The sequence below is a fragment of the Paenibacillus sp. GD4 genome (genome assembly GCF_030846225.1).
Lineage (GTDB): Bacteria > Bacillota > Bacilli > Paenibacillales > NBRC-103111 > Paenibacillus_G > Paenibacillus_G silviterrae.
Genome location: NZ_JAVCYK010000001.1, coordinates 4,241,134 through 4,263,702 on the forward strand (window position 1 = coordinate 4,241,134; position 22,569 = coordinate 4,263,702).

The 22,569-nt window shown below is 53.6% G+C and carries 18 protein-coding genes; 7 read left to right on the plus strand and 11 right to left on the minus strand.

Annotated features, from left to right (window positions below; all coding sequences use genetic code 11):
* Positions 1–7: 7 nt before the first annotated feature.
* Positions 8–2,074, minus strand: a complete 2,067-nt coding sequence (locus tag RAC89_RS20160) for a glycoside hydrolase family 31 protein (protein WP_306615482.1) — start codon at positions 2,072–2,074, stop codon at positions 8–10.
* A 111-nt stretch (positions 2,075–2,185) separates the two neighbouring features.
* On the opposite strand from RAC89_RS20160, the gene RAC89_RS20165 reads away from it, so the two are divergent.
* The 5 genes from RAC89_RS20165 (at position 2,186) to RAC89_RS20185 (ending at position 8,609) form a co-directional block, all read left to right on the plus strand.
* Complete coding sequence (locus RAC89_RS20165) at positions 2,186–3,076, plus strand: AraC family transcriptional regulator (protein ID WP_306615483.1); 891 nt, start codon at positions 2,186–2,188, stop codon at positions 3,074–3,076.
* Positions 3,077–3,191: 115 nt separating this feature from the next.
* Positions 3,192–4,160 (plus strand): substrate-binding domain-containing protein, encoded by a 969-nt coding sequence (locus tag RAC89_RS20170; RefSeq protein ID WP_306615484.1) that lies wholly within the window; start codon positions 3,192–3,194, stop codon positions 4,158–4,160.
* Complete coding sequence (locus RAC89_RS20175; protein WP_306615485.1) at positions 4,157–5,590, plus strand: sensor histidine kinase; 1,434 nt, start codon at positions 4,157–4,159, stop codon at positions 5,588–5,590. The genes RAC89_RS20170 and RAC89_RS20175 overlap by 4 nt, the downstream gene beginning before the upstream one ends.
* Positions 5,587–6,933: a response regulator gene (locus RAC89_RS20180; RefSeq protein ID WP_306615486.1), complete on the plus strand. Its 1,347-nt coding sequence runs from the start codon at positions 5,587–5,589 to the stop codon at positions 6,931–6,933. Before RAC89_RS20175 ends, RAC89_RS20180 begins: the two co-directional genes overlap by 4 nt.
* Before the next feature lie 284 nt (positions 6,934–7,217).
* Entirely contained in the window at positions 7,218–8,609 is a 1,392-nt protein-coding gene (locus RAC89_RS20185) for a sugar porter family MFS transporter (RefSeq protein WP_306616151.1), read from the plus strand.
* Between the two features lie 208 nt (positions 8,610–8,817).
* Here the strand turns inward: RAC89_RS20185 and RAC89_RS20190 are convergent, their stop codons facing one another.
* The 10 genes from RAC89_RS20190 to RAC89_RS20235 all read right to left on the minus strand — a co-directional run bounded on the left by RAC89_RS20190 (position 8,818) and on the right by RAC89_RS20235 (position 17,176).
* Positions 8,818–9,720 carry an IS3 family transposase gene (locus tag RAC89_RS20190; RefSeq protein WP_306616152.1) on the minus strand — a complete coding sequence of 301 codons (903 nt, stop codon included), beginning with the start codon at positions 9,718–9,720 and terminating at the stop codon, positions 8,818–8,820.
* Positions 9,702–9,992: a transposase gene (locus RAC89_RS20195; protein WP_218094447.1), complete on the minus strand. Its 291-nt coding sequence runs from the start codon at positions 9,990–9,992 to the stop codon at positions 9,702–9,704. The genes RAC89_RS20190 and RAC89_RS20195 overlap by 19 nt, the downstream gene beginning before the upstream one ends.
* Before the next feature lie 322 nt (positions 9,993–10,314).
* On the minus strand, positions 10,315–10,548 hold the full coding sequence (locus tag RAC89_RS20200) for an IS3 family transposase (RefSeq protein ID WP_306615487.1): 234 nt from the start codon (positions 10,546–10,548) through the stop codon (positions 10,315–10,317).
* Positions 10,549–10,581: 33 nt separating this feature from the next.
* Positions 10,582–11,295, minus strand: coding sequence for an IS3 family transposase (locus tag RAC89_RS20205; RefSeq protein ID WP_306616153.1), 714 nt, complete (start codon positions 11,293–11,295; stop codon positions 10,582–10,584).
* On the minus strand, positions 11,181–11,498 hold the full coding sequence (locus RAC89_RS20210; protein ID WP_306612350.1) for a transposase: 318 nt from the start codon (positions 11,496–11,498) through the stop codon (positions 11,181–11,183). Before RAC89_RS20210 ends, RAC89_RS20205 begins: the two co-directional genes overlap by 115 nt.
* Positions 11,499–12,060: 562 nt before the next feature.
* Positions 12,061–13,398 (minus strand): 3D domain-containing protein, encoded by a 1,338-nt coding sequence (locus tag RAC89_RS20215; protein WP_306615488.1) that lies wholly within the window; start codon positions 13,396–13,398, stop codon positions 12,061–12,063.
* Between the two features lie 84 nt (positions 13,399–13,482).
* Positions 13,483–14,328, minus strand: a complete 846-nt coding sequence (locus RAC89_RS20220; RefSeq protein WP_306615489.1) for a stalk domain-containing protein — start codon at positions 14,326–14,328, stop codon at positions 13,483–13,485.
* 103 nt (positions 14,329–14,431) lie between these two features.
* On the minus strand, positions 14,432–16,057 hold the full coding sequence (locus RAC89_RS20225; RefSeq protein WP_306615490.1) for a hypothetical protein: 1,626 nt from the start codon (positions 16,055–16,057) through the stop codon (positions 14,432–14,434).
* Between the two features lie 2 nt (positions 16,058–16,059).
* Positions 16,060–17,037, minus strand: a complete 978-nt coding sequence (locus RAC89_RS20230) for a hypothetical protein (protein ID WP_306615491.1) — start codon at positions 17,035–17,037, stop codon at positions 16,060–16,062.
* A complete protein-coding gene (locus RAC89_RS20235) occupies positions 17,006–17,176 on the minus strand; it encodes a hypothetical protein (protein ID WP_306615492.1) in 171 nt (56 codons plus the stop codon). The genes RAC89_RS20230 and RAC89_RS20235 overlap by 32 nt, the downstream gene beginning before the upstream one ends.
* Positions 17,177–17,364: 188 nt before the next feature.
* Between RAC89_RS20235 and RAC89_RS20240 the strand changes: the two genes are divergently transcribed.
* Together RAC89_RS20240 and RAC89_RS20245 are read left to right on the plus strand one after the other, a co-directional pair.
* Positions 17,365–19,122 (plus strand): vWA domain-containing protein, encoded by a 1,758-nt coding sequence (locus tag RAC89_RS20240; RefSeq protein ID WP_306615493.1) that lies wholly within the window; start codon positions 17,365–17,367, stop codon positions 19,120–19,122.
* Positions 19,123–19,168: 46 nt separating this feature from the next.
* Positions 19,169–22,558, plus strand: coding sequence for a tubulin-like doman-containing protein (locus tag RAC89_RS20245; protein WP_306615494.1), 3,390 nt, complete (start codon positions 19,169–19,171; stop codon positions 22,556–22,558).
* Positions 22,559–22,569 lie beyond the last annotated feature (11 nt).

Genomic DNA, 22,569 nt, shown 5'->3' on the forward strand with positions numbered 1-22,569 from the left:
CTGTCTGTTATTTCACGCCCATGATGTTATAGTGCCGGCCATCGTAGCTTCCGGTACGCTGCGTGTGTACGGTGCCATCGGCATCTACGCGGAGGCGAACCCAATTGTATTGTCCTTCCCGATATGCGTAGGAACAGCCGTCGTCCTCATACAGGACGCATTCCTGTACGCCTTGCCCGTAGCTGTGCAGCGTAACGTCGAAGACAGCGCCATCAGCTACATAAGGCAGAGGCTCGGCGAGAGGAAGCAGCGTGCCGTCCTTCACGAATACCGGAATCCGTTCGAGTCCGGGAGCGAAGGTGTAGGATTGTCCGCCTTCATAAGCGGCGTTTGTCCAGAAGCAGCGCCAGCCGCCCTTCGGCAGGTACACCGTGCGCTCGGTCGTGCCTGTCACAATAGGAGCGACGAGCATCGATTCGCCCATCATATAGGCATCATCGATCCCGAACGTATTCGGATCGTCCGGGTAATCCATAACGAGCGCGCGGAACGGCGGCCTTCCTTCCAGATTGTATTTGGCATAGGCCGTGTACAGATAAGGAATGAGAGCCATACGAGTTTCAAACAGCGCGCGGCAAATATCGCGAATATGCTCGTAATTGCTCAGAAATTCGCCGCGTACATTTTTTTCCCGGTTTACCTGCATCCACGGCGGATTCGGGATTCTCCAGCAGTTCAGCAGCGCCATTGGGGAGAAAACGGCCGTCTGAATTCTTCGGATCAAATCCTCGGGCGATTCGGCCTGACGCACCTCCGGCGACCACAGCAAACCCGAGAAGCCGCAGTTAACGACCCCGCGGATGAATACCTTATGGTTGTACAAATCGCTGTATAGGACGAACGGATATGGTGAAGCAAGAGCGCCGGAGGACCGGACCTGGGATAACGTTCTTCTGCCCGCTTGCTCGAAGGGAGCCAGAATGGCGGCCTGGTACAGCGTGCCGAGCTGATTGTGCATCTGCTCTCCGTCCATGCCGGAAGGAAACTCCGTTACATCCGGGAACGACCAGTTGGAATGGACGAAGTCCGAGCTGTCGCATTCATCGAGCTTGAAGCCGGCGATCCCTTTGTCGACGAACTCCTTGCGGTGATGCTCCGCAAACCTTGCTTTGGCTTCCGGAATCGACAGATCCGGCACGAGTCCCTCCCACACCTCATAATCGCCGGAATGCGGCTTTAACTCCTGATACAGCGGCGAGATGGGATGGACGAAGAGGTGCTCCCACAGATTGACCCGGTATTTCATGCCGTAGAGCTCGTTCAGCATCGCTTCGTGGTCGGGGAAGCGGCCTTCATCCCAAACGAAGGAGCAGGAATAAGCCTTCGTCTGCCAGCCCGGCTCGAAGCCGAATACATCCACCGGCATCCGATCCTCCCGGAATGTGGCGGCCAGACGCATGACATCCTCCTTCTTGGCCGCGCTGTAGGCGCGATACCACATGCCGAGGCCCCAAGCGGGCGGCAGACAGCCTCCGCCGGAGAACAGATTGTACCTCTGTACTGCAGTCGCCATGTCGGGCCCTTCGAACAAATATACATCGATGCCTTGGGCTGAAGGGATATCGACCACGACGGAACGGTTTCCTTCCGATACCTGATAGCCGTATAATTCGATCTCGGAGGTGCCGATTGCTTTCTGCTCTTGCTTCTTGTGCTCGGAGGCTCCTTTGCGCAGGTTTGTCCCGCAATAAAAGGCGGCATAACGGGAAGTGTCTACATACACGCCGTAGCCGGCCGTAGAGACATAGAACGGTACAGGGGCATGCGTATCCCCGGTATCGGCAACCGGATCGCTGTTGACGCGCAGCACCTTTTTTCGTCCCGTGTGATCGACCCGGTGCAGCTGCAGTCCGAAGCCGTAAATATGCTCCTCCGCCGACAGCGGGAGCTCGATATGAATGCCCCGTTTGCTCAGCCTGATGCCGATCTCATGCTCGGTGAAGGGTGGAGCTCCCACGCTGCCAAGCCGGTCCAGCGCTTCCGTTTGCATGACAGTCTCACGTAGCTGCATCGGAGTGTGTTTTTCCGGTTCGCCGAAGCGAACCCGCCATATGCCATTTGCGATCGATTTCATAGGTCTTCCCCTTTTCAGTGATATTATCTACGATTATATCCGTACTTTTCCGTGAAAAGTTATGATAAACTATGAGAAAATGTTTGAATCTTATCCAAATGTGGTGGAAGCATGAATCGGCTGTTCGAACCTGTTGCGCTGGCTCCGTCCAGCATATTCTGGGACTACGATATTCGTACGGAGCACAATTTTCGAGGATATTATCATTTTCATCAATGCTGCGAGTTCGTACTGGTCCATGAGGGAAAAGGGACGGTCGTCGTCAATCAGCACACGTTTGACATTAAGCGGGGCCGGTTTTTTCTTTTCTCTCCGTACCAGCTTCATCAGATTTATGCGGAGGTATCCCCGGAGCGGCCTTATGTGCGGTCCATCTTCTACGCGGATCCGCTGCTGGCGGAAAAGCTGCTATGCTCCTTCCCAAGCCGGCTCGCCCGCTTCGAAGCGTTATGGCAAAGCTCGAACAGAGCCCACGTGTTTGATTTGAACCACCGGACCGGGATGATGGAAAGCCTCTTTGAACAATACGATGAGGCCAAGCGGAGAGGAAAAGGAGATGATCTGGAGGAGCTTACCATGCTGCTGCTTCAGATCATCCATACGCTTCCCGAATCGGTGCCGACGGCGGGGGAGAAGCCCGGGCTGCAGCCGCAGGACCGGCGGACCCTTCGTTATTCGGAGACGCTGATGCGGTGGATCGAGGAGCATTATCATGAAGAGATCAATCTCGAGCGGCTGGCGGAGGAGACGCACTTGTCACCGAACTACGTTTCCCGGATTTTTCGTCAGGAAACAGGCAGCAGTATTACGGATTATTTGACCGCACGCCGTATGAAGCAAGCGTGCCGGCTGCTGGAGACGACTACGCTCTCCGTGGAGCAGATCGCAAGAAATATCGGGGTGGCTAACAGCTCCTATTTTATCCAATTGTTTAAACGGGTGGTCGGTACGACCCCATTAAAGTATCGGAGCAGCAAAATCCGCAAATTCGGAAACGATTGACCCGCGTCGGAAGTCCGTCTTGCGTCTTCGATAATGGGAATCCCGCCCAATGGGCATACTAGGCAATATACAGGGAATTCCCGCCAAGACCGCTGCTATTTACAAGGAGTTATCGATGTCGAACCGGAACTGGAATATCGTCGTTATTACATTAAGTATTCTCTTCACCACGGGTTTGGTCATGTTTCTGCTCTCTACCCTGAGAATTCATCAATGGGTCGGATCCTTGACACAGGAACAGCCTGCGGGCGACCGGCCGAAGCGGATCATGTTGATCTCCCAGGAGCTGGACAACCCCTTCTGGCGTACGGTCGAGCAGGGAGCCAGAGAGGCTTCCGCAGCCCACGCCTATGAGCTGGACTATGCTGGACCGTTCCGAATCAACCCGTTGGAGCAGCGGAAGCTGCTTGAGAAAGCAATCGCGGCGAAGGTGGATGCTTTGCTGGTTCAGGGCCTGGGAGACCCGGCCTACCGTGAGCTTATTGATCAAGCCGTCGCGCAGGGTATCCCTGTCATTACCGTGGATACGGACGAACAGGACAGCAAACGTCTGGCTTATGTAGGTTCGAATCATACGGAAGCCGGTGAGCGTATGGGGCGTCTTGTCGTGGAAGCCTCCGGCGGGCGGGGACAGATCGGCGTACTCGTCGGGGAGCTTCAGGCCAGCAATCAGAGGGAACGGCTGGACGGATTTCGTTCGGTCATCGGCCGTTATCCCGAGCTGTCGATTGTTGAGGTTCGGTCATCCCACATATCCCGCCTTCAGGCGTCGCGGCAAGCGGAAGAACTGCTGCTGAAGCATCCAGGGGTGGGTTATATGATCGGTTTCAGCACGCTGGACGCCGTGGGCATTCTCGATGCGGTCAAGCGTGTTCAAGCGAACGGCATGACGATCTTCGGCTTTGACGATCTTCGCGAGACCATGGAGGGGATCCAAGCCTGCACCATTTCGGCAACGCTTGTCCAGCAGCCCCGGGAGATGGGACAAACGGCGGTTTCGCTGCTGCATGACTACTTCGCAGGCCGTGCCCCTGGCCCTATGCACTACACGGACATCACGGTAGCCGGAGGGATCTGCCGATGAGCATCCGGACGAAGCTGCTGCTGTTTCTTCCTTTATTGGTTCTGCTGGTGAATCTTGTTACATTTCTTCTGTTTGCCAGCGGCACTCTCGTACAGCGAAGCTACGGCCTGATGATGGACCGAATCCTTCTTTATAGCGAAACCGCTCATACGGCAGAGGACAGCCTTCGCCGTCTGTACAGCTTGCTGACCGGTCCGGAAGAAAGGTTACCGACGGATATTGCGCAGCTCCATGGCCGACTCCACGAGCTGCGCGAGACGTTAGTAACTCAGACAAATACTTCTTTACCTTCCGCTGCACGAATGAACTATACTCATATGCTGGACACCCTGATGGAACAGGAACAAAAGGCGCTGGAGGCGGCGGCTAACCGATCGGCATTGGCGGCTGTCTCCCATTACGAGGAAGCGGAGAAAACAACGGGCTTCATTCGGGAGGAGGGTCAGAGTCTTATTGAGCTGGAGCTGACTGCTTTTGAGCCGATCTACAGGCAAATTAGCAGCGAAAATGCCCGCATGACCCGGTTGGCTATGGCTGTGCTCGTCATCAACACCTTGATGAGTATCGCTCTGGCCTTGTGGATTTCCCGAAGCATTACCGTCCCGGTCTCCCGGCTGGTTCAGCGGGTCCGCTCGATGTCCAAGGGCAACCTGGAAGACGGGTCTCGCGAGTCGGATACGCCGTCCCGGGATGAGCTTGGTCTGCTGTCAGCCGCCTTCGGTCAAATGTCAAGCGAGCTGAAGCTTTTGATCGAGAAGGACAAGCAAAGCCTGGAGAAGGATAAGCTGGTGAAGGAGCTGGAGCTGCAGGCACTGCAAAGCCAGATCAATCCCCATTTTCTGTTCAATACGCTGAACGTCCTGTCCAAGCTGGCACTGATTGAAGGCGCCGAGCGGACGAGCGATCTGATTGTGTCGATGTCGAATTTGCTGAGGTACAATCTTCGGACGCTGGATCAGCCTGTACGGCTTCAGGATGAGCTTGAGCATATCCGGGAATACTTCACGATTCAGCAAGCGCGCTTTCGCGATCGGATCCGGTTTGAGCTATCCTATGACGAAGCCGTATTATCGGTACAGGTACCGGCGCTTACACTGCAGCCGCTTGTCGAGAACGCGTTCGTTCACGGCTTGGAAGGGATGGAGAATGGAGCCTTGCTTCGGCTGGATATCCGCCGGGTTCCCGAAGGAGTGCAAATTGCCATTCAGGATAACGGGCGGGGGATGACGGAGGAGATGCGGCAAGCTCTGCTGCGGCTGGAAGGGGAATCCGACAAGAAGCAATCGACGGGGCTCGGCACAAGAAACGTGTTTAAACGGCTGCAGCTGTTCTACGGCCGCCATGACCTGGTGAGTATCGTCAGCACGCCGGGAGAGGGTACGACCGTTACTTTGCTGCTGCCTCAGGGAGAGGAGGGGAAAATGTCATGAGCTATCGACTGTTGATCGCGGATGATGAAGCTCTCGAGAGGGAAGGCTTAGAATGGATCGTCAGGAATCAAATGCCCGGCAGGTTCCAAGTCATTCATGCCGAGAACGGAAGAACCGCCATCGAGCGCGCGGAAGAGCATCGGCCGCATATCGTCATGATGGATGTGAACATGCCCGGTATTCAAGGGCTTGCGGCCATACGGGAGATCAAGCAGCGGCTGCCGGAAACCAAGTTCGTGCTTGTTACGGCTTACGATTATTTTGCTTATGCCAAGGAAGCGCTGACCCTGGGAGTGAGCAGCTACATCGTGAAGCCGGCTAAACGTGACGAGCTTGTCGGCACGCTTGAGCAGCTCGTTCAGGAGCTGGAGGAAGAAAAGCGGAAACGGATGGACGAGCTTAAGCTTCGGGATAAAATGTTTCAGCTGGAGCCGCTGATGGAGAACGAGCTCTCTCTGATGTTCATGGTCGATCAAATTGTAGAGGCCGATGCCCGGCTGCTGTCGGAATGGCTTGATTTTCCGTTGGAGGAAGGCTGTGCTCTCGTGGTTGCTTTTCCTCCCGACATTCGTTCTTTGGATCAACGAAAAATTTACGACAGCCTTCGAAGCTTCGTCAAAACGAACGGTCTGCCCTGCATTGTCAGCTCACTCATCGACCTTCATATGACGGTGTTCCTCCATAAACGTTCGGAGCTTTCCGGAACGGCTTGGCTCGAGCATGTGAAGAAATACGGCGAGCAGCTGTGCAGCTTTGCGAACCGTCAGCTCGGCATAGACATCTTCGTTGGCATCGGCTCGGAGGGAAAGGAGGCTGCGGGCTTTCGCAAATCCTACTTCGAAGCGGTCATTGCTTCCACCTGCAGCGAGAACGGCGGCACGGTATGCCACTTTGACGAGCTGAAGCAAGGGAAAGAGATGAGCGCCCGGGAAGCCTCGAAGTCGTCTGCGGATTCGGACGGCCTGCATCGTTCCTATGTTACCGCAGCGCTTCAGCGCATTCGGGAGGAGCGGGAGCTGCAGACCTTAACGGTGCTGGACCGGGCGAAAAAGTATATTACGGAGAGGTATACGGAAGAGGTATCGCTCGAGGAGGTGGCCGATTATGTGCATCTCAATCCCCATTATTTCAGCAAAATCTTTAAGCAGCAATTCGGCGATACGTTTATCGATTTTGTCACAGGGCTGCGTATCGACAAAGCCAAAACGTTAATCGCGGAAGCCCGGCTCAGTCTGAAAGAAGTGTGTTATGAGGTGGGGTATAAGGATCCGAATTATTTCAGCAGGGTTTTTAAGAAGGTAACCGGCCTTACGCCTACGGAATATCGTACTCAAATTCAATAGCTTCCATACAAAGTCCAAGTCTTCGAGACAAGGACTTTTTTGTGCTTCTGCGGTAAAAAAATGCTAGCCTTCCCGCGCAAATCATATTTTTTCGCTTGATGACTTTTTAATGCGGGTACAACACACAATAATGAAGGGAATCGCTCGCCTGTCCGCGAATCGACCGTGTTATAATGAGCTCGCTTAGCTCTATGTAAGCTCAAGGCATCCTGCTTAGAGATATAACATACATCAAGATTCGGATCCGTATGACGGCGAAGGGGGAGACATAAGTGGAACTTACGATGAACGGTCGCCAAGAGCAAGACGGGCAGCTTGCCGGCAATCAAACTCAGGTTAGTCTGATCTTTGTTACGTTAGTGTCTATTGTTGCCGCACTAGGCGGCTTATTATTCGGATTTGATACGGCTGTCGTATCGGGCGCAGTCGGTTTTATGGAGCAGCGGTTCGCTTTAACGCAGGTGGAGGTAGGCTGGGCTGTTTCCAGTCTCATCATAGGTTGTATCGTCGGGGCGGCGATGTCCGGTATGGTCAGTGACAGATTCGGGCGCAAAAAGGTTTTGATCGGCGCAGCCGCGCTGTTCATTATCGGTTCGATAGGCTCCGCGTTACCGGCTACGTTTACCGCATACATTATTGCCCGTATGATCGGCGGTATCGGTATCGGGATTACCTCAACCGTCTGCCCGCTGTATAACGCGGAGATCGCTCCGGCCAAATATCGCGGACGGTTAGTGGCTTTGAACCAGCTTGCCATTGTTACGGGTATTTTTCTTACGTATTTCATCAATCTTTGGATAGCCGGAGCAGGAGACGAGGCATGGGCAGTCAGCACGGCTTGGCGCTGGATGTTCGGTGTCGGTGCGGTACCCGGCCTGCTGTTTCTCGTTCTCCTCTTCTTCGTGCCGGAAAGCCCAAGATGGCTGATCAAACAGGGGCGTGCGGCAGAGGCCTTGCCGATCCTGCTGAAGATTCACGGCGAAGAGCCTGCAAGGCAGGAGGTGCTGGACATCAAGGAATCGTTCCGGCAGGAAGCCGGAACGCTGCGACAGCTGATGAGCCCCGGGCTGCGACTTGCGCTGATTGCCGGGGTAGGTCTGGCGATCCTTCAGCAGATCACAGGGATTAATGCGGTCATGTATTATGCGCCGGAAATCTTTAAGCAGACGGGAGCCGGCACCAACGCCTCCCTGATTCAAACCATTATGGTCGGATTTATCAATTTCCTATTTACCATACTGGCTTTATGGCTTATCGATAAGGTCGGGCGCAAGGCGCTGCTGCTCATCGGCTCCGCTTCCATGACCGTCTGCTTGATCGTCATCGGGACGGCCTTTCAATCGGGCCACACGTCGGGACCCTGGGTACTGGTTTTCATTTTGCTCTATGTTGCATCGTTTGCCATCTCGCTCGGACCGGTGGTATGGGTTATCATCTCGGAGATCTTCCCGAACCGCATTCGCGGGATTGCAACGGCTGTAGCGGCCATGGCGCTATGGGCGGCGGACTATATCGTGTCCCAATCGTTCCCGCCGCTGTTGAATACGGCAGGACCGGCAATAACCTTTTGGATTTTCGGGGCCATGTCCTTGTTTACTTTCTTCTTCACCGTGCGCCTGGTACCCGAGACGAAGGGCAAATCGCTTGAAGAAATCGAAAGCTTGTGGGCTAAATAAAGCTAAAGAGGGGGTGCTGCCGCGGCAGCACCCCTTTGCTTTTATTTTTGATATGTTAGTTTCGCCTGTGAGTAGGCCGTCGCGCCAGCCAGCAAGGGATGCAAAGCTGCTTAAGAAGGTGTTTTCATAACGTTATAAGGAGCGTTACCGGGCTGGAGTTGTCAATAAAAGTGCAGTTTGAAAACACACTCATACAGGCATCCCGTTACTAGGCTGCTTGCGACAGCATTCTTTCGCGATAAATGGATGGCGGCCAGCCCCCCGGATTAGAGGTGTAGATCCGCCGTCTATTGTAGTAGACCATGATGTATCTGAAGATGATCGATTTAATGTAGGCCATCGGATAGTACTCGGTCTTGATCTTGTACAGCTTTTCTTTCTTGAGCGTAGCAAAGAAGCTTTCCATTCGTGCGTTATCATAACAACGCCCCGTGCCGCTCATACTTTGAACGGCGTCACGTTTAGCCAGGCTCTCTCGGAAAGCGCGGCTTGTGAATTGACTGCCGCGATCGCTATGATAAATCATTCCGCGAGCACTTCTTGCCCTGCAGGCGTTCTCGAAAGCTTGGATACATAATTCCTTACGCATGTTGTCGTCCATGGCGATGCCTACAATCTCTCCGTTGAAACAATCCAGTACGGCGGATAGATACAACTTGCCGTCTGAACAAGGAACCTCCGTGATATCTGATAGCCACTTTTGGTTGGGGGCTGAGGCACTGAAATCTCTCTTGATCAGGTTCTCGCTCTTTTGAGCTGCAGCATCCTCGCGTGTAATGCCATTTGGATGACGCTTCACTTTCTTCAGCAGGCCGTGCATCTTCATAATCCGACGGACGGTACTGTAGCTGGTCTTAATATCTATTTGTGACAGCGCCAGCAAAATACGCTGGACACCGTAATTATTGTTGTCTTCATGTTCCCCGATGATTTCTTTAATGTTGACCAGAAGGCGTTCTTGCCGCTCCTGTTTGGGTCTTGGCTTCAAGCTACGATAATAGCCCGATTCGCTGACAGCCAGTACTTCGCACATCTCCTTGACGGTCCAACGGCCACGTCGTTCACGGATGTAAGCATAGAGCTGGCACGCCTTTACCGCTTCCGGTCTAATGCGAAAAAACCGAGTGCGTCCTTGAGAATGTCATTTGCGCGGCGCAACTCGCCTATTTCTCTTTCCAATTCGATTTCACGGGCAGTCTTCTCGGTAGATGGGTAAGCACGTCCGCTTCCGACATGCGCTCCGTCGCCGTGCAGAGTTCTTCGCTTTCTCCAATCCTGCAAGGTGTGGTAGGCTACGCCTAACTGCTCAGCAGCTTTCTTTGGTCCAATCTCGTCGCTCAATCTTACTGCTTCATCTTTGAATACTTTGTCGTACCGTTTCATTGTCTCTCGTCCCCTCGTCATCTTCATTTTATTTCATACGAGGGTGTTTTTCGACTGCATAATTATAGTAGCACTCCAGGCTGTGATAAGCGCCAGACACCCTGTAACGCGATTTTTTCATCTTACGGTCGCAGATGAACACATATTTGGTACAGTAAGATGAATTTATAACGTTACAAGGAGCGTTACCGGGCCGTGATAAGCACCAGACGCATTGTAACGCGATTTTTTCATCTTACAGTGGCAGATGAACATATATTTGGTACAGTAAAGTGATTTCTGGACCTCTGTCAAGAAAGTAGACACTCCGTTAAGTGAACGCTTAAGCAGGCTTCTTAAAACGCGCAGCAAATTTAACCGGCGATACATAGCCGATTGCACTGTGGATTCGCTTACGGTTGTAGAAGAACTCAATATATTGAAAAATGGCTTCATAAGCCTGCTGCTTCGTTTTAAACTTGGTGCGGTAAATAAGCTCCTTCTTTAATATGCTGTGAAATGACTCGATACAAGCGTTGTCATAGCAGTTCCCTTTTCGGCTCATACTGGCTTTCATTGAGTAAGCCTTCAATTTCTTACGGTATTCATCTTAGGCATACTGTGAGCCGCGGTCTGAATGATGGATGAGCCCTTTCTGAGGTTTCTTGGCCTCATAGGCGGCTTGTAACGTGTCTACAACTAAGTCTGTGGTCATTCGATCGTAGAGGCGCCAGCCGACGATCTCACGCGTGCATAAGTCTAAGATGCTGGCAAGGTACAATCGGCCCTCTCGGCAAGGGATGTAGGTAATGTCTGCTACCCAGACCTTCTCTGGCTTTTTCACATCAAATTCCTGATTCAGGATGTTTGGAGCAATAGGCAGATCATGGTTAGAGTCGGTTGTCTGTACCTTAAATTTACGAGAAACGCACGAACGCAGCCCTAGCTCCTTCATGTAGAGACTGACTGTGCGCTCTGAAATCTTAAACTGTTCAGCCCATAGTAAACGGGTGATCTTGGGACTGCCATATCTTCCATAAGAGTCGTGAAAATGGTAGGAAATCCGCTCCATCACCATCGTCTTCCGTTTCTCTCGCTCACTTGCTGTAGCCGTTTGCCACTTGTAAAACCCGCTCCTGGATACCTGCAGCACTTTGCACATCTTCTCCATTCGAAATTCGGAGCGGTGATCTTCAATGAACTGGAACCTTAGTTCTTTTCTTTGCTGAAGATGTGCAGAGCCTTTTTTAAAATGGCCAGCTCCTCTTGGAGATCGGCTATCTCCTGATCTTTTTTCTTGGCTTCGCGTTCTTTTGCTGCCAATTCTTCTTTCATTTGACGAAGCTTTTCCGGGTTGGCTAGCGGCTCATTTTCAAATGAACGGTACTGAGACATCCAGTTGTGGATTGTTCCTGCCGGAATGTTCAGCTCCGCCGCGATTTCCGGCACCGTCTTGGTCTGTTCTTGTACGTATTTGACTGTCTGCTTTTTAAATTCTTCATTGTAACGCTGCCGTTGATTTCCCATGGTGGACACCTCATTGTTCTTTGCTAAGTTAATTATCTAACTTCACTTAACGATGTGTCCACTTTTTATTCTAGCTGCATTCATAACGTTACAAGGAGCATTACCTGGCCGTGATAAGCGCCAGACGCTATATGCCGCAGGCACGTTAGGTAACATAGTTCGCGGTCGGCAAACGCCCATTTTTTGAGCCTCCGTGCAGTGCTCATGCCAAAGTATAATTTCTGAGAAGCAAAGACACGTTCAATAGCCGTTCGCTGCTTAAACAATTAGGCAAACTTAATGTGGGGAGGTTCTCCTTTTTTGTTTGCCGAAAAACCGTATTCCACATGGGCTTTCTAAATTATGAAATTGACTTAAAGTGCAGAAATCCACGCTGCCAGGATAAGGTCAGAACGGGATTTGTGAGAATAGGCAGCTTTAAGAGAGCGCAATGGCTGCAGATGAGCCAAATGGTCTTGGATTGTTGTATTTACGCAGAAATCCTTTTGAGTTTGAATGCAAAGACATGAAGTAATTTGTATTTTTTAGAAATGATCTGTTTCGATCGTTCCGTTGCTTCCAGCTACCCCAGCACGTACACGGTTACGCCTCGTTGAACACCGAATTGACGTGCAACGTCCACGTTTTCAACGAACAGATCCAATCGGCTGCCGAGAATGGCCGAGCCCGTATCCTCGGCGGTCCGGTAACCGATGCCTTCAATATACACCTTCGAACCGAACGGAATGACTGACGGGTCTACCGCGACGGTACGTCCTTCTTCGACGTAGGTGCCGCTTTTCGTTACCCGATAGGCCGGATCTCCAGGCACCTTACCTGTTGATTCGTACCCCGCGGTATAGGCGGTCAAGGTGGAGGTAATAACATGGCTGACGGTGATCTCGCCTTCCCCTTCGGGTAAACGAAAGCCGGGAATGTACAGCCGCTGACCGATGTTGATTTGTCCCGCATCGGCAAGATGATTCGCTTCCGTCAGCTCCTGTACTCCAATTCCAAATAGCCGGGAAATCTTAAAGAGGGTGTCCCCTTTCTTGATCACATAATATACGCGCTGTTCGGCAGCGGGATTCTCATTAGCCTTCTGCGACTGAGGCTGTGGCTCCGGCGCAGGATTAGTGGTCACTCCGTTCGACACGATGTCAGCCTTCAAACCGCCGGTGTCAGCAGGGGATGACGGCGCAGCTTGATCGGGCGCACGCTTAGGCTGATTGCAGTAAGTCTTTACCTCCGGTGTTCCGGAGGATGAAGAGTCTCTCACCGCCAGCCGGGTAAGTGCAGGCTCGGCCGGCCGGCACGCTTGCCGCACCTTCGAGCGCCTAAGCACCTCAAGTGCTTCCGCTCGGGTAATCGGCTCCCCTCCGCGGAAGCTCTCTACTGTGAAGGAGTCATCCTTCCCCTCCGCCAGCTCATTCGCCATCACGAAGATGACGGCAGCTTCGCCTTGATAAGAATAGCCATAGACCCCCGCCATGAGCTCGGCTACACGGAGCCGCGTCAACTGTAGGGCGCGTTTCTCAAGGCTGTTCGTGCCCATGACCGGATAATTCAGCTTATCTGCCTGCGTATACAGGGCATCCGCCCAATGGGCCGAGCTGCCCTTGGACACGGCCTCCGCTGTTACCGGCGGGTTGGCAGCGTACACTGCCTCTGTAACGGGGGTGGACCGAAACAGCATGGCCAGAAATTCCGCCTCCGTCACCGGCTTGTCCGGCTGGAAGGTACGATTTGGATACCCCTCCGTTATGTGGTTCTTGATGGCCCACTCGATAGCTTCAGCCGCCCAATGACCTTCTGTATCTATAAAGCTTGCCGATGCGCGGACTTCTGCAGCCGGGCCGCACATTGCGCTGATCAGTAAAAGCCCTGCAAGCGCGTGGGCGGTAATGCTGTTTGACCCCATATCGTCCTCCCGATGATTCGCTATTGACTTCGTCGAACATTGTACTGGAAGGTTCTGGATTCGTCAATCGGGAGGGGATCATATTTATTCAACCGGGGGACAACCTACCTCTTTTAACAAAGAATTGGTGCTTTCCTTCAGCTTCTGTAAATGCTGCTGAAACCCGCTCGGGTCCCTGTTAGCGCCGCCGGCATTATAGGTATTCACTTCACGTTGATTCTGTATTACATAGGAAGCCATAATTTCATTACAAGCTGCTTGCGCCTTGTTCGGAGAAGAGGGAGCTGTGGCCGCCGGCTCCGGCCGCAGGTTTAGTGAAGAAACGTCTGTCATAGAGGTGACTGTGATTGATTTCCACTTTTTGATAAACTCATGCTCCGGAAGCTTCTTATTCAGAAATAGCTCCGCATCCGAACGCTGTACGGAAGTGACATTCATAACCTGGTTATTATGGATGGTGTATACGACTAGCATATCCAGATTGACATCTCTCAAAAATCCCGTTAAGGCTATGATCCTGTCATTGTTCCTGTTCGAGTCGCCTGCCATCTGCAAATCGATTTGCAGGTAGGGGCCTTGCTCATCAAAGACGATTCTCGCGTTTCTTGCGTCATAATCTTTCAATTTCGCATTTATCGTTTGCAGAATGCTTGTGAAATTTCGGCTGGGATCCGGAAAGGATAGTTGAACCTGGTAATTGCTTTGATCCCACTGGACGGAAACGCCGGCTTGCTTCAACAGATAGAGTGGAACTACGGTCCGCCCGTCATGGATTACGGCAGGTACATCCTCTGCCTGAAGCTCCTTGCCCTCCGTTAAAACTCGAACGATGGGATCCCCTTTGTAATCCCCATTGATGCCGGAAGCTTGCACGGCACCGGCACATCCCATAAGCAGGCAGAGTAAAGCAGTCATTTTTTTTGCCGACATTTGTTTATCCCCTTTGTTTAGGACTAAATCTATTTCATTTGTTTATTCATTCCACATCGCCGCTAATGAATCCTGCCGATGGCGGCCTTGCCGCCATACGGACTTACGGCAAGGATGGTCTAGGCTTAGCGCTTGGCGCTTCTGAAGCGTTCCCGGCAGCGGGCCTTGCTACAGGTTTGCCTTCATCGGGCTTCTCGGGGTCCATGCTCCTCGGAACCGGCTTCTCTTCAAGATCCGTATGAATCAGGACATACTTATCCTGTTCCCGGCGGTACAGAGCTCGAAGCACGCTGCTGCCTTTCTTCGGTCCCTCGATAGCGGGTCGTATCGCTTCGATCTCGCCGTTCTTATGTAAAGTGAAGCCGTCCGCTTCCAGATCGAGCAAGGGCTCCAAGCCGGAGGCTTTGACCTGCATAAGCAAAAACCTTGCCTTCCGCTGGGCGGAAGCTCCCTCAGCCAGCAGCAGCTGCAGTCCGTTCGGGTCCGATCCTTCTATAGAGCGAAGGGAGGCTGTTCGAAGCGCGGGCTCGATGGTCATGTTCATGAGCAGCGGGGCCGTGCCTTCATCACTCGGCAGCTCCGCCAGAAACAGCCGGGTGCCGGCTTCGTTTAATGCGACGGCTTGAACGGAGCCGTTACGCCCTGTCAGCCGTGCCGCTGAGACGAGCTTGCTTTTGGCGCCGGCACCAGCCAAGAGCTTCAACGGATCGGCGGCAAGCATTCGCCGCTCCGCCGAGGCGATGGCTTGGGACGTATCCGTCAGGGCGCCCAGCGTACGATAGAGTGCGATGGCCTCCTCGTATTTTCCCGACTTCTCCAGCGAAGCGGCTGAAGCCGTGCGCTGCTGAAGCACGGACTGGATGTAAGAGTCCGCTTTCCCGCCGGATGGCACCCATGCTTCATATTTCCTAAGCTCGCGGGAAGCATCCAGAAACTTGCTCAAGTCCTGCTTCTCGAGGATCGTGAGGGTGCCGATGGCGAGCCTTTCCAGCTTGGGAGCAACCCATGGGGCTTCCCAGCCTTGCTGGACATAGAACTGCCGCAGCTCTTCACCAAGAGCCCACACCTCGAGATAAGGCTTCGAACGGGCGAGCGCGTCGAGCCTCGCAATATCACGCGCCTGTAGGAGGGTGTCGACGGCCTTCCGCTTCGCTGCATCCCCGCCGTAATACACGGAGGGGATGCGGATCAGCTCGGCAGCCGCAGCACCGGCGTCTTCGGCCGGCTTCATGCTTCGAAGCCGCTGCTCCGCGGCGGCCCGCGCCGCCGAGAAAGCATCCGCCAGCTGAGCTTCCAGCTTTGCCTCCTCTACAGCACCAACAAACCGTTCTCCGGCAGCGGTCCCGGCAGCTTGATACTTCTTCTTCGCCACCTGATACTCATTGTATCCCTTCACGAGTCCGCCGACATCCTTGGCAGCCGCAGCTGCCGTTATAGACCTCGATAGCGAGTCCACCGACTCGAGCACCTGCACAACCGGTGTCAGCTCCTCCAAGGCGGCGCGGATGACCTCTTTCCGGTAATCAAAGCCCCAGGCGGCTTCCGCTTGCCGATACAGCCTTTCGGCCTCCACCAGCCGTCCGGCTGCATGGTACGTCTCCGCTTGTTCATATTGCCGAACGGTTTGCACCGCACCATAAGTTTTCAAGCCGGATAAGGCGAGCATGACGCCGAGGCTTATCGCAGCAGTCCACTGCAGCCGGTTCGCGCGCTGATATAGATTTCCCATGGTCATTCTCCCGCTCTCTTCGTCTGTTCATAGGTGGTGTCTAGCACTTCAGCTTGAGCGGCCGGGGGGAGGGGACCATAGCGCAGGTTCCATATTTGCTCAACTTGACTGAACAGCTCGCGATCGAGCGCCGCCCGTTCCGAGGCAAGCAGGTGCAAGCGATGCAGGCGGTCCTCGGGAAGCCGTTCGGCGTAATCAAGGACGAGCCCCCGGAAGAGCGGCAAGTGTGCTCTGACACGCAAGGCCGCACCGGCGGCAGCGATAAGAATCTCTTCTCCGTAAGGGAGCCGCTCGAATTCCTGCCGGTATTTTACCGTGTATTCGATGGAGGCACGGCCGATCAGACCCGGCTTAACCCGGCAAATGTCCAGTAAGTAAGCGGCGAACTCCCCGTCAAATCGCTCGGGAATCAGCGAATCGAGCTCGAGGTCCATGTCGCTTCTCAGAATAAACCGATTGAGGCAGGCCAGCTGCAGGATGCGGATCGGATTATCCTTCAGGAAGAAGCCGATCTCGCGAAATTTTTCATACGCCGCAGGATAGTTGTCTTGAGCGAGGTCGGATTCTGCTTGTTCGATATCGTTCAACAGGCCTTGTCGAATTTTTTCGTGATTTTGCAGGAGTGAGCGTCGAATCGTTCGTCTAAGTAGATAAGGGGCATAATGACGGCGAATCAAGGCATGCACAACGAGCAGCACGACGCCGACGAGCAAGGCGGCCGCCATCTCCTTAAAGCTTCGGGAGGCAATGTAGGCGGCGGTGACGATGGTGCCAAGGATCAGCAATTCCGTTTGTGCATGCTTGCGCTCTATCGCCTTGGCGATTTCGGCTACCGGCTGCCACGTCTCTCCGCCGCAAACGGGACAAGCCGGAGGATTTAAGCTGCTGTAGGCGCCGCACCGATGGCATTGCCGCAGCCGGTGAAACAAATAGGCGGTTCGTATGAGCTTAGGGAGTCGTACGGGTATCTTGGGACTCATGGGATCCCTCCTGGAAACGCCCTGCCAATTCTTGATCGATTTGCTCGAGCGTCATGTCGTGTTTTTTATAATAGACGAAGGTGAGCCACCGGACCCCTGCAAAGCATACGGCAGCAATTAGAACGATCAGGGTAAGCATAACATCCTCCTTGGGTCGTTGTGAGCATCTTAAGAAAAACGTAAGATTTGAGAAAGTTTTTCTTAATTAGTACCAGGTAATATAAACAAATACAAGCGATATTGAAACCATTTTACATCCAGATTCGTCAAAATACTACAGATGCGCCACAAAATGGTGAAACGGCGCTTGTTTGGAGGAAAAGGCCTATGCACGTAATCAATAAATCGATGGTGATCCTATTATCACTTCTTCTCGCCTTGCTGTTATTCGCTGCTGCCGGAGTCAGAGCGTCGGGCCCGAACGGCAATGTACGCATGGATGCCGTGCTTTCCGTTGATGTGAGCACCTCTATGAACGAGAGCGACGGCAATAAGGTTAGCTACGAGGCGGTGAAGCTGTTCGTCGATATGGCGTCGGTGGAAGGAGACAAAATCGGCATTGTAGCCTATACAGACCGAATCATGCGCGAGAAGGCGCTGCTTCAAATGAAGGGTCCGTCCGAGAAGACGAGCTTGAAAGCTTTTATGGACCAATTGGATAGAGGACCCTACACCGACCTTGCCGTCGGCGTCGATGAAGCCTTGAAGGTATTGGAGAATGGAGCCGATCCGTCCCATACTCCAGTAGTCGTACTCCTGACGGACGGCAACAACTCGCTGCCGCCGGGCAGATCGCAGAGCGACTCGGATCGGCTGCTTGCAGAGGCGGTCGACCGGGCGAAGAGCAAGGGGATTCCGATCTATACGATCGGACTGAATGCCGACGGCCAGCTGAATCAGGCGGTGCTGGAGCGGATTTCGACCGAAACCGGGGCGAAGACGTTCGTGACCAGCTCGGCAAGCGAGCTTCCGGGCATTCTGAGCGAAATTTACGCGCGTCACTTGAAGCTGAAGGTGGTGCCTCTTCAAGAGCTGGTCGGCAGCGGAGGGTATCAGGAGGTGCCCATTGAGATTCCGAATGCAAGCGTGAAGGAGGCGAATGTCTCGATCATGTCCGGCACGCCGGTAGAGGTCAAGCTCCTGGACCCGAAGGGTCAAGCTGTCGCCATTCCCTCAGATCGTGTGGTGCACTCGGTGTCCAAGGCTTATTCGATGGTCAAGCTGGTACAGCCGGAGCAGGGGATGTGGCGTCTGCAGGTCAAAGGCGTACCCAAGGACCAAATTAAGATATCGCTCGTCTATAACTACGATTTGAAGCTGACGATGGAGCCTTTGCCAAGCAAAGCCTGGCGCAGCGGAGATGAGGTCCCGGTTACGGCTTACCTGGAATCGGGCGGACAAAAGGCGAACGATCCGGAGCTGTACAAGCGTTTAAAGGCCGCACTTATCGTAACGGACCTGCAGACCGGACAGTCTGAGGAGCTTCCTTTAACCCCCGGCTCTCAGGAGCTGAAGGGCAGCTACAAGCTGCCGCAGGCCCATGAATACGAAATAAAAGTCAGGGCCGAAGATGCGGGGTATACAAGGGAATCGGCACCCGTCAAGCTTACGGCGTCAGGCGGCTCCCAGGCATCCCCTGTTCCCTCCGGCGAGGAGACGGCGAATGGAGCCCGCTGGATATGGATCGCTGTAGGTATCGTTCTGCTGGCCGCAGCCGGCTTGTACGTTATGGCTCTATGGCGCAAGGCAAACAAAGGGTTCGTGGGCCAAGTCGTAATTGAAGTGAAGGACGAGGATACGGGGGAAAGAACCACGCCGCAATACCGGAAGCTGAATGCCTTCAAGGGCAAGGTTACGCTGCATCAGCTGCTGCAGCTCGCTCCGGAATTGGCGGAGACGAAGGATATTATCCTGCGCCCGGGACCGGGAGATTGTTTGCTTCTTCGCAATATGACAGCCTGTGTGATTGAGAAGGGCGGCAGGGTGCTGGATGCGGCGTCAGGCAAGGAGCTTCGTGCCGGAGACCGGGTTCGCATCGCATTAAGCGGGGTCCACCGTTCCGTTGTCCTCGAATACATGAAATAAAGCGACACATTGTAAAACACTTATGCAGCCCACGGGAGGTTACTATATGAAAGCAGTCGTAAGAGAACATATTCAACAGCTGGACGTATCGCTTGGCGGTGGCATTGTCAGTGAAAAAATCCGCGTAGATACGATCGACAATCCGATGCTCGTGATCGGACTGGGAGGCACCGGCATCGATGCGCTGCTGAGGTTGAAATATCAGGTGAATCGCAGATTTAAGCTGCCGGAGGATCCTTATACGAAGAAGAAGCGGGAGAAGCCTGCCAACATCGAATTTCTGGCTTTTGAGACGAACGAGCATGACCGGGGCAAGCGTTACAAAGGGATCGGTCTCGATCCGATGACGGAATTCGTTCTGCTGGCCAATGCCGAAATCGGGAGCGTGCTGCAGAACCGCAGTCTGATTGAGCCTTATATCAAGGAATGGCTCTCCCCGGAGCTGACGATTACGGACGGCATCAATGGGGCCTCCGGTGTTCGTCAGGCGGGCCGCCTGCTGCTTTTTACGAAAATTGTACAGGTCGTGCAGACGATCGAACGAAAAATCAAGTCCTTAATGGTCGGTACCAATAAGAAGCTGATGGTTTTCCTACTTACCGGTTTGTCCGGCGGTACGGGCAGCGGCTGCTTCCTCGATATCTCCTATATCGTCCGGGGCATTCTGGAGCGGGACTACGGCTCGGCCGGAGTCGATAAGGTGAACATTCTCGGCTATCTGTTCACACCCGACGTGAATTTGGCGAACAAGAGCCTGACGGAGCATTCCCGGGAATACATCAAGAAGAACGGGTATGCGGCGCTGAAGGAGCTCGACTATTGGATGAACGTGGATGAACGCGGAGAGCGGTTCAAGCAGCAGTACGGCAGCATACTGAACGTGCAGTCCCCGATGCCGCCGTTTAATTTGGCTCATTTGATTTCGGCAACGAACCTGGAGGGGAAGCTGCTGGAAAACGCCTACGATTACTGCATGAACGTGACGGCCGAGAATATTACGAATTTCATGGCCAGCGAGCAAAAGCAGTCCGGCGAGGAGTTTGCCATTCACGACTATATCAGCAACATTCGCACCAACATCAACCAAATGCCGAAGGCCTATGCGGCGAATTATCAATACAACATTCTGGGCGCTTCCTCGGCGGTGCTGCCGATTGAGGAAATGACCACCTACCTTGCCTATAAGGTGTTTCAGCGCATGGAGACGATGTTCCAGGCCGGACCGAAGCAGGAGGACGTCGAGAAGCTGGCTCATAAGCTGGCGATCGATCCCGATTCGCTGCATCGCGAATTTGACAAGCGTGTCCCCGAACCGCTGCCAGGCTACAAGAACAGCGAGCGGCTCAGCTACACGAACGTGGTGAAGCAGCAGGTGGTCGATCTGGATACGGAGCTGGAGCAAAGCTATTTATCGAAAGCGCGCGAGGAGTACATCAAGTGCCGCAAGCAGCTGCCCGGAGAGATCAAAGAGCGCTTTACCGAGCAGATCACACGGGTGTTCCTGCATCCGGAGCAGGGGCCGTTCTATGCCTCCAGGATGATTTTGCAGGACAAGGGCTTCTGTCTGCTGAAGCTGATCTCTTCATATATCGAAGCGCTGAAGGAGAATTTGCTGCGGATCCCCCGCGATCTTCATGCGGCGCAGGAAAGCGCACTGGATAAGCTGAGCGAGGCGAAGAGCGCGTTTATTTCCAAGGATCGCAAGAAGGATGCTTATATCGAGGCGAAAATACAAGAATATTTGCTTCACAGCGACCGGGAGCGCATGGAGCAGATGATCGAATTCTATGAGGATCTGTATACCTTGATCAACCAGGACAACACGAGAATCTACCAAGTATTCACGGAGCTGCTGAACGAGCTGAACCGGATCTTCGAGAAGAACGGGCAGATTCTGATGAACGGCGAAGAGCAGATCGACCATAAGGGGAACAAGACGTATTACTGGAATGTCGTCGGCGTACCGGACATGGCTTCGATGATCGGACGAATGACGGAGGACCGCAATGCGCAGGAGCTGATTCGGGAATTCACCAGGGCGCTTCTGGAGAAGGCGAACCATTGGGTGAAGGAGCAGGAGGTCGACGTCGTCGGTTCCATCTCGGAATTTTTGACGGAGCATTTCGGTGAACTGATCACCAAGTCGATGGAGGAATATTTGGTGATCCAATACGGTCACGAGGATTCGCTGGAGAAGCTTGTCGAGCAGAAAATTGCGGGCAGGCTGTATGAAGAAGCCAAGCCGGTGTTTCATTTGACCAATTCCTCGGGGCATTTTAACTTTCCGTCTTGGGGCTTCGTATCGGTGCCGGTAAAGGCGCCGAATATATTTAAGGGCATTCGCAACTTCCAGGACAATGCGATTGCCAACTCCCGTTTTACCATTAAGGAAAGCGAGGTTCGCAACCGTATTTTCTGGCTCAACACGCAGAACGGCGTACCGTTGTTCTTGTACACACCTCTGAAGGTGTATGAAGAAAGCTACGAGCGCTCGATCCTTGAGCCGGAGGGCATCGGACGGCATCTGGTGCAGACGGAGAAGGTCAATTGGACGTATCTGCCTTCTCCGATCCCGGAGCGGTCCTGGGGAGACACCTACGTGAACGGCAGAATCCGCAGCTATAATGCGGAGGTTCGCGCTGTATTCGATAAGGCTCTTGAGCAAGGAATCATTCGGGAAAAATCGGCCGACAGCGGAACGATCCACCGCTACGAGTGCGTCCTGACGGGACCGCTTGATCTGGAGCGGAAACTGTCGGCTTACGCGATGCAGCTGCACGAGGCTCGCCCAAACCTAAGCGAGGTCAAGCGTTGTGCAGGTGAACTGCGCGGGCTGCTGGAGCAGGGCCTTCCTTCGGAGAAGGTAAGGGATATTTTCGGCAGCGTAAATGAAGAGATGGCCAAGGAAAACTTGATTCGATCGCCCGAGCTTCTTCAGCTTGTACGCGAGGAACTGGAGAAATACGGGCTGCTGCGCCGGCAGGTCGAACGGCTCGATCAGGTGCTGGGAGCGCATTTGGACGAAGAGCGGCTCATGAAGCAATATATCGAGGCTCTTTATACCGGAACCATCGTCCGCAGAGGTGCGCTTTATGTATACGATCACTCGCCGGAGGAGGATCCTTGGGAGCCTCTTGCCAACGTGATGCAGGCCGGCAGGTTCTTGGATTTTCAGCTGTACGGCAAGCTGCGCGGGCTCGACCCGAAGCAGAAGGCCCAGCTGCAGCGCAAAAGCTTGGAGCGAAGCCGCAGCTTGACGGCGTCTGAGGATATCGCCGGCCTGGTACAGAAGCTGCAGGAAATGTCCGAGGTGTACAGCGAAGCCAAGGCGGTATTGGACTATGATCGCGGCGATTATGCGGACGGCGAGGAGATGTACCGCTTTTACAAGGAAATGGCCGGCAAAGTAAGCGAGATGGTACGAAGCTTGAAATAAATCGAGACCGG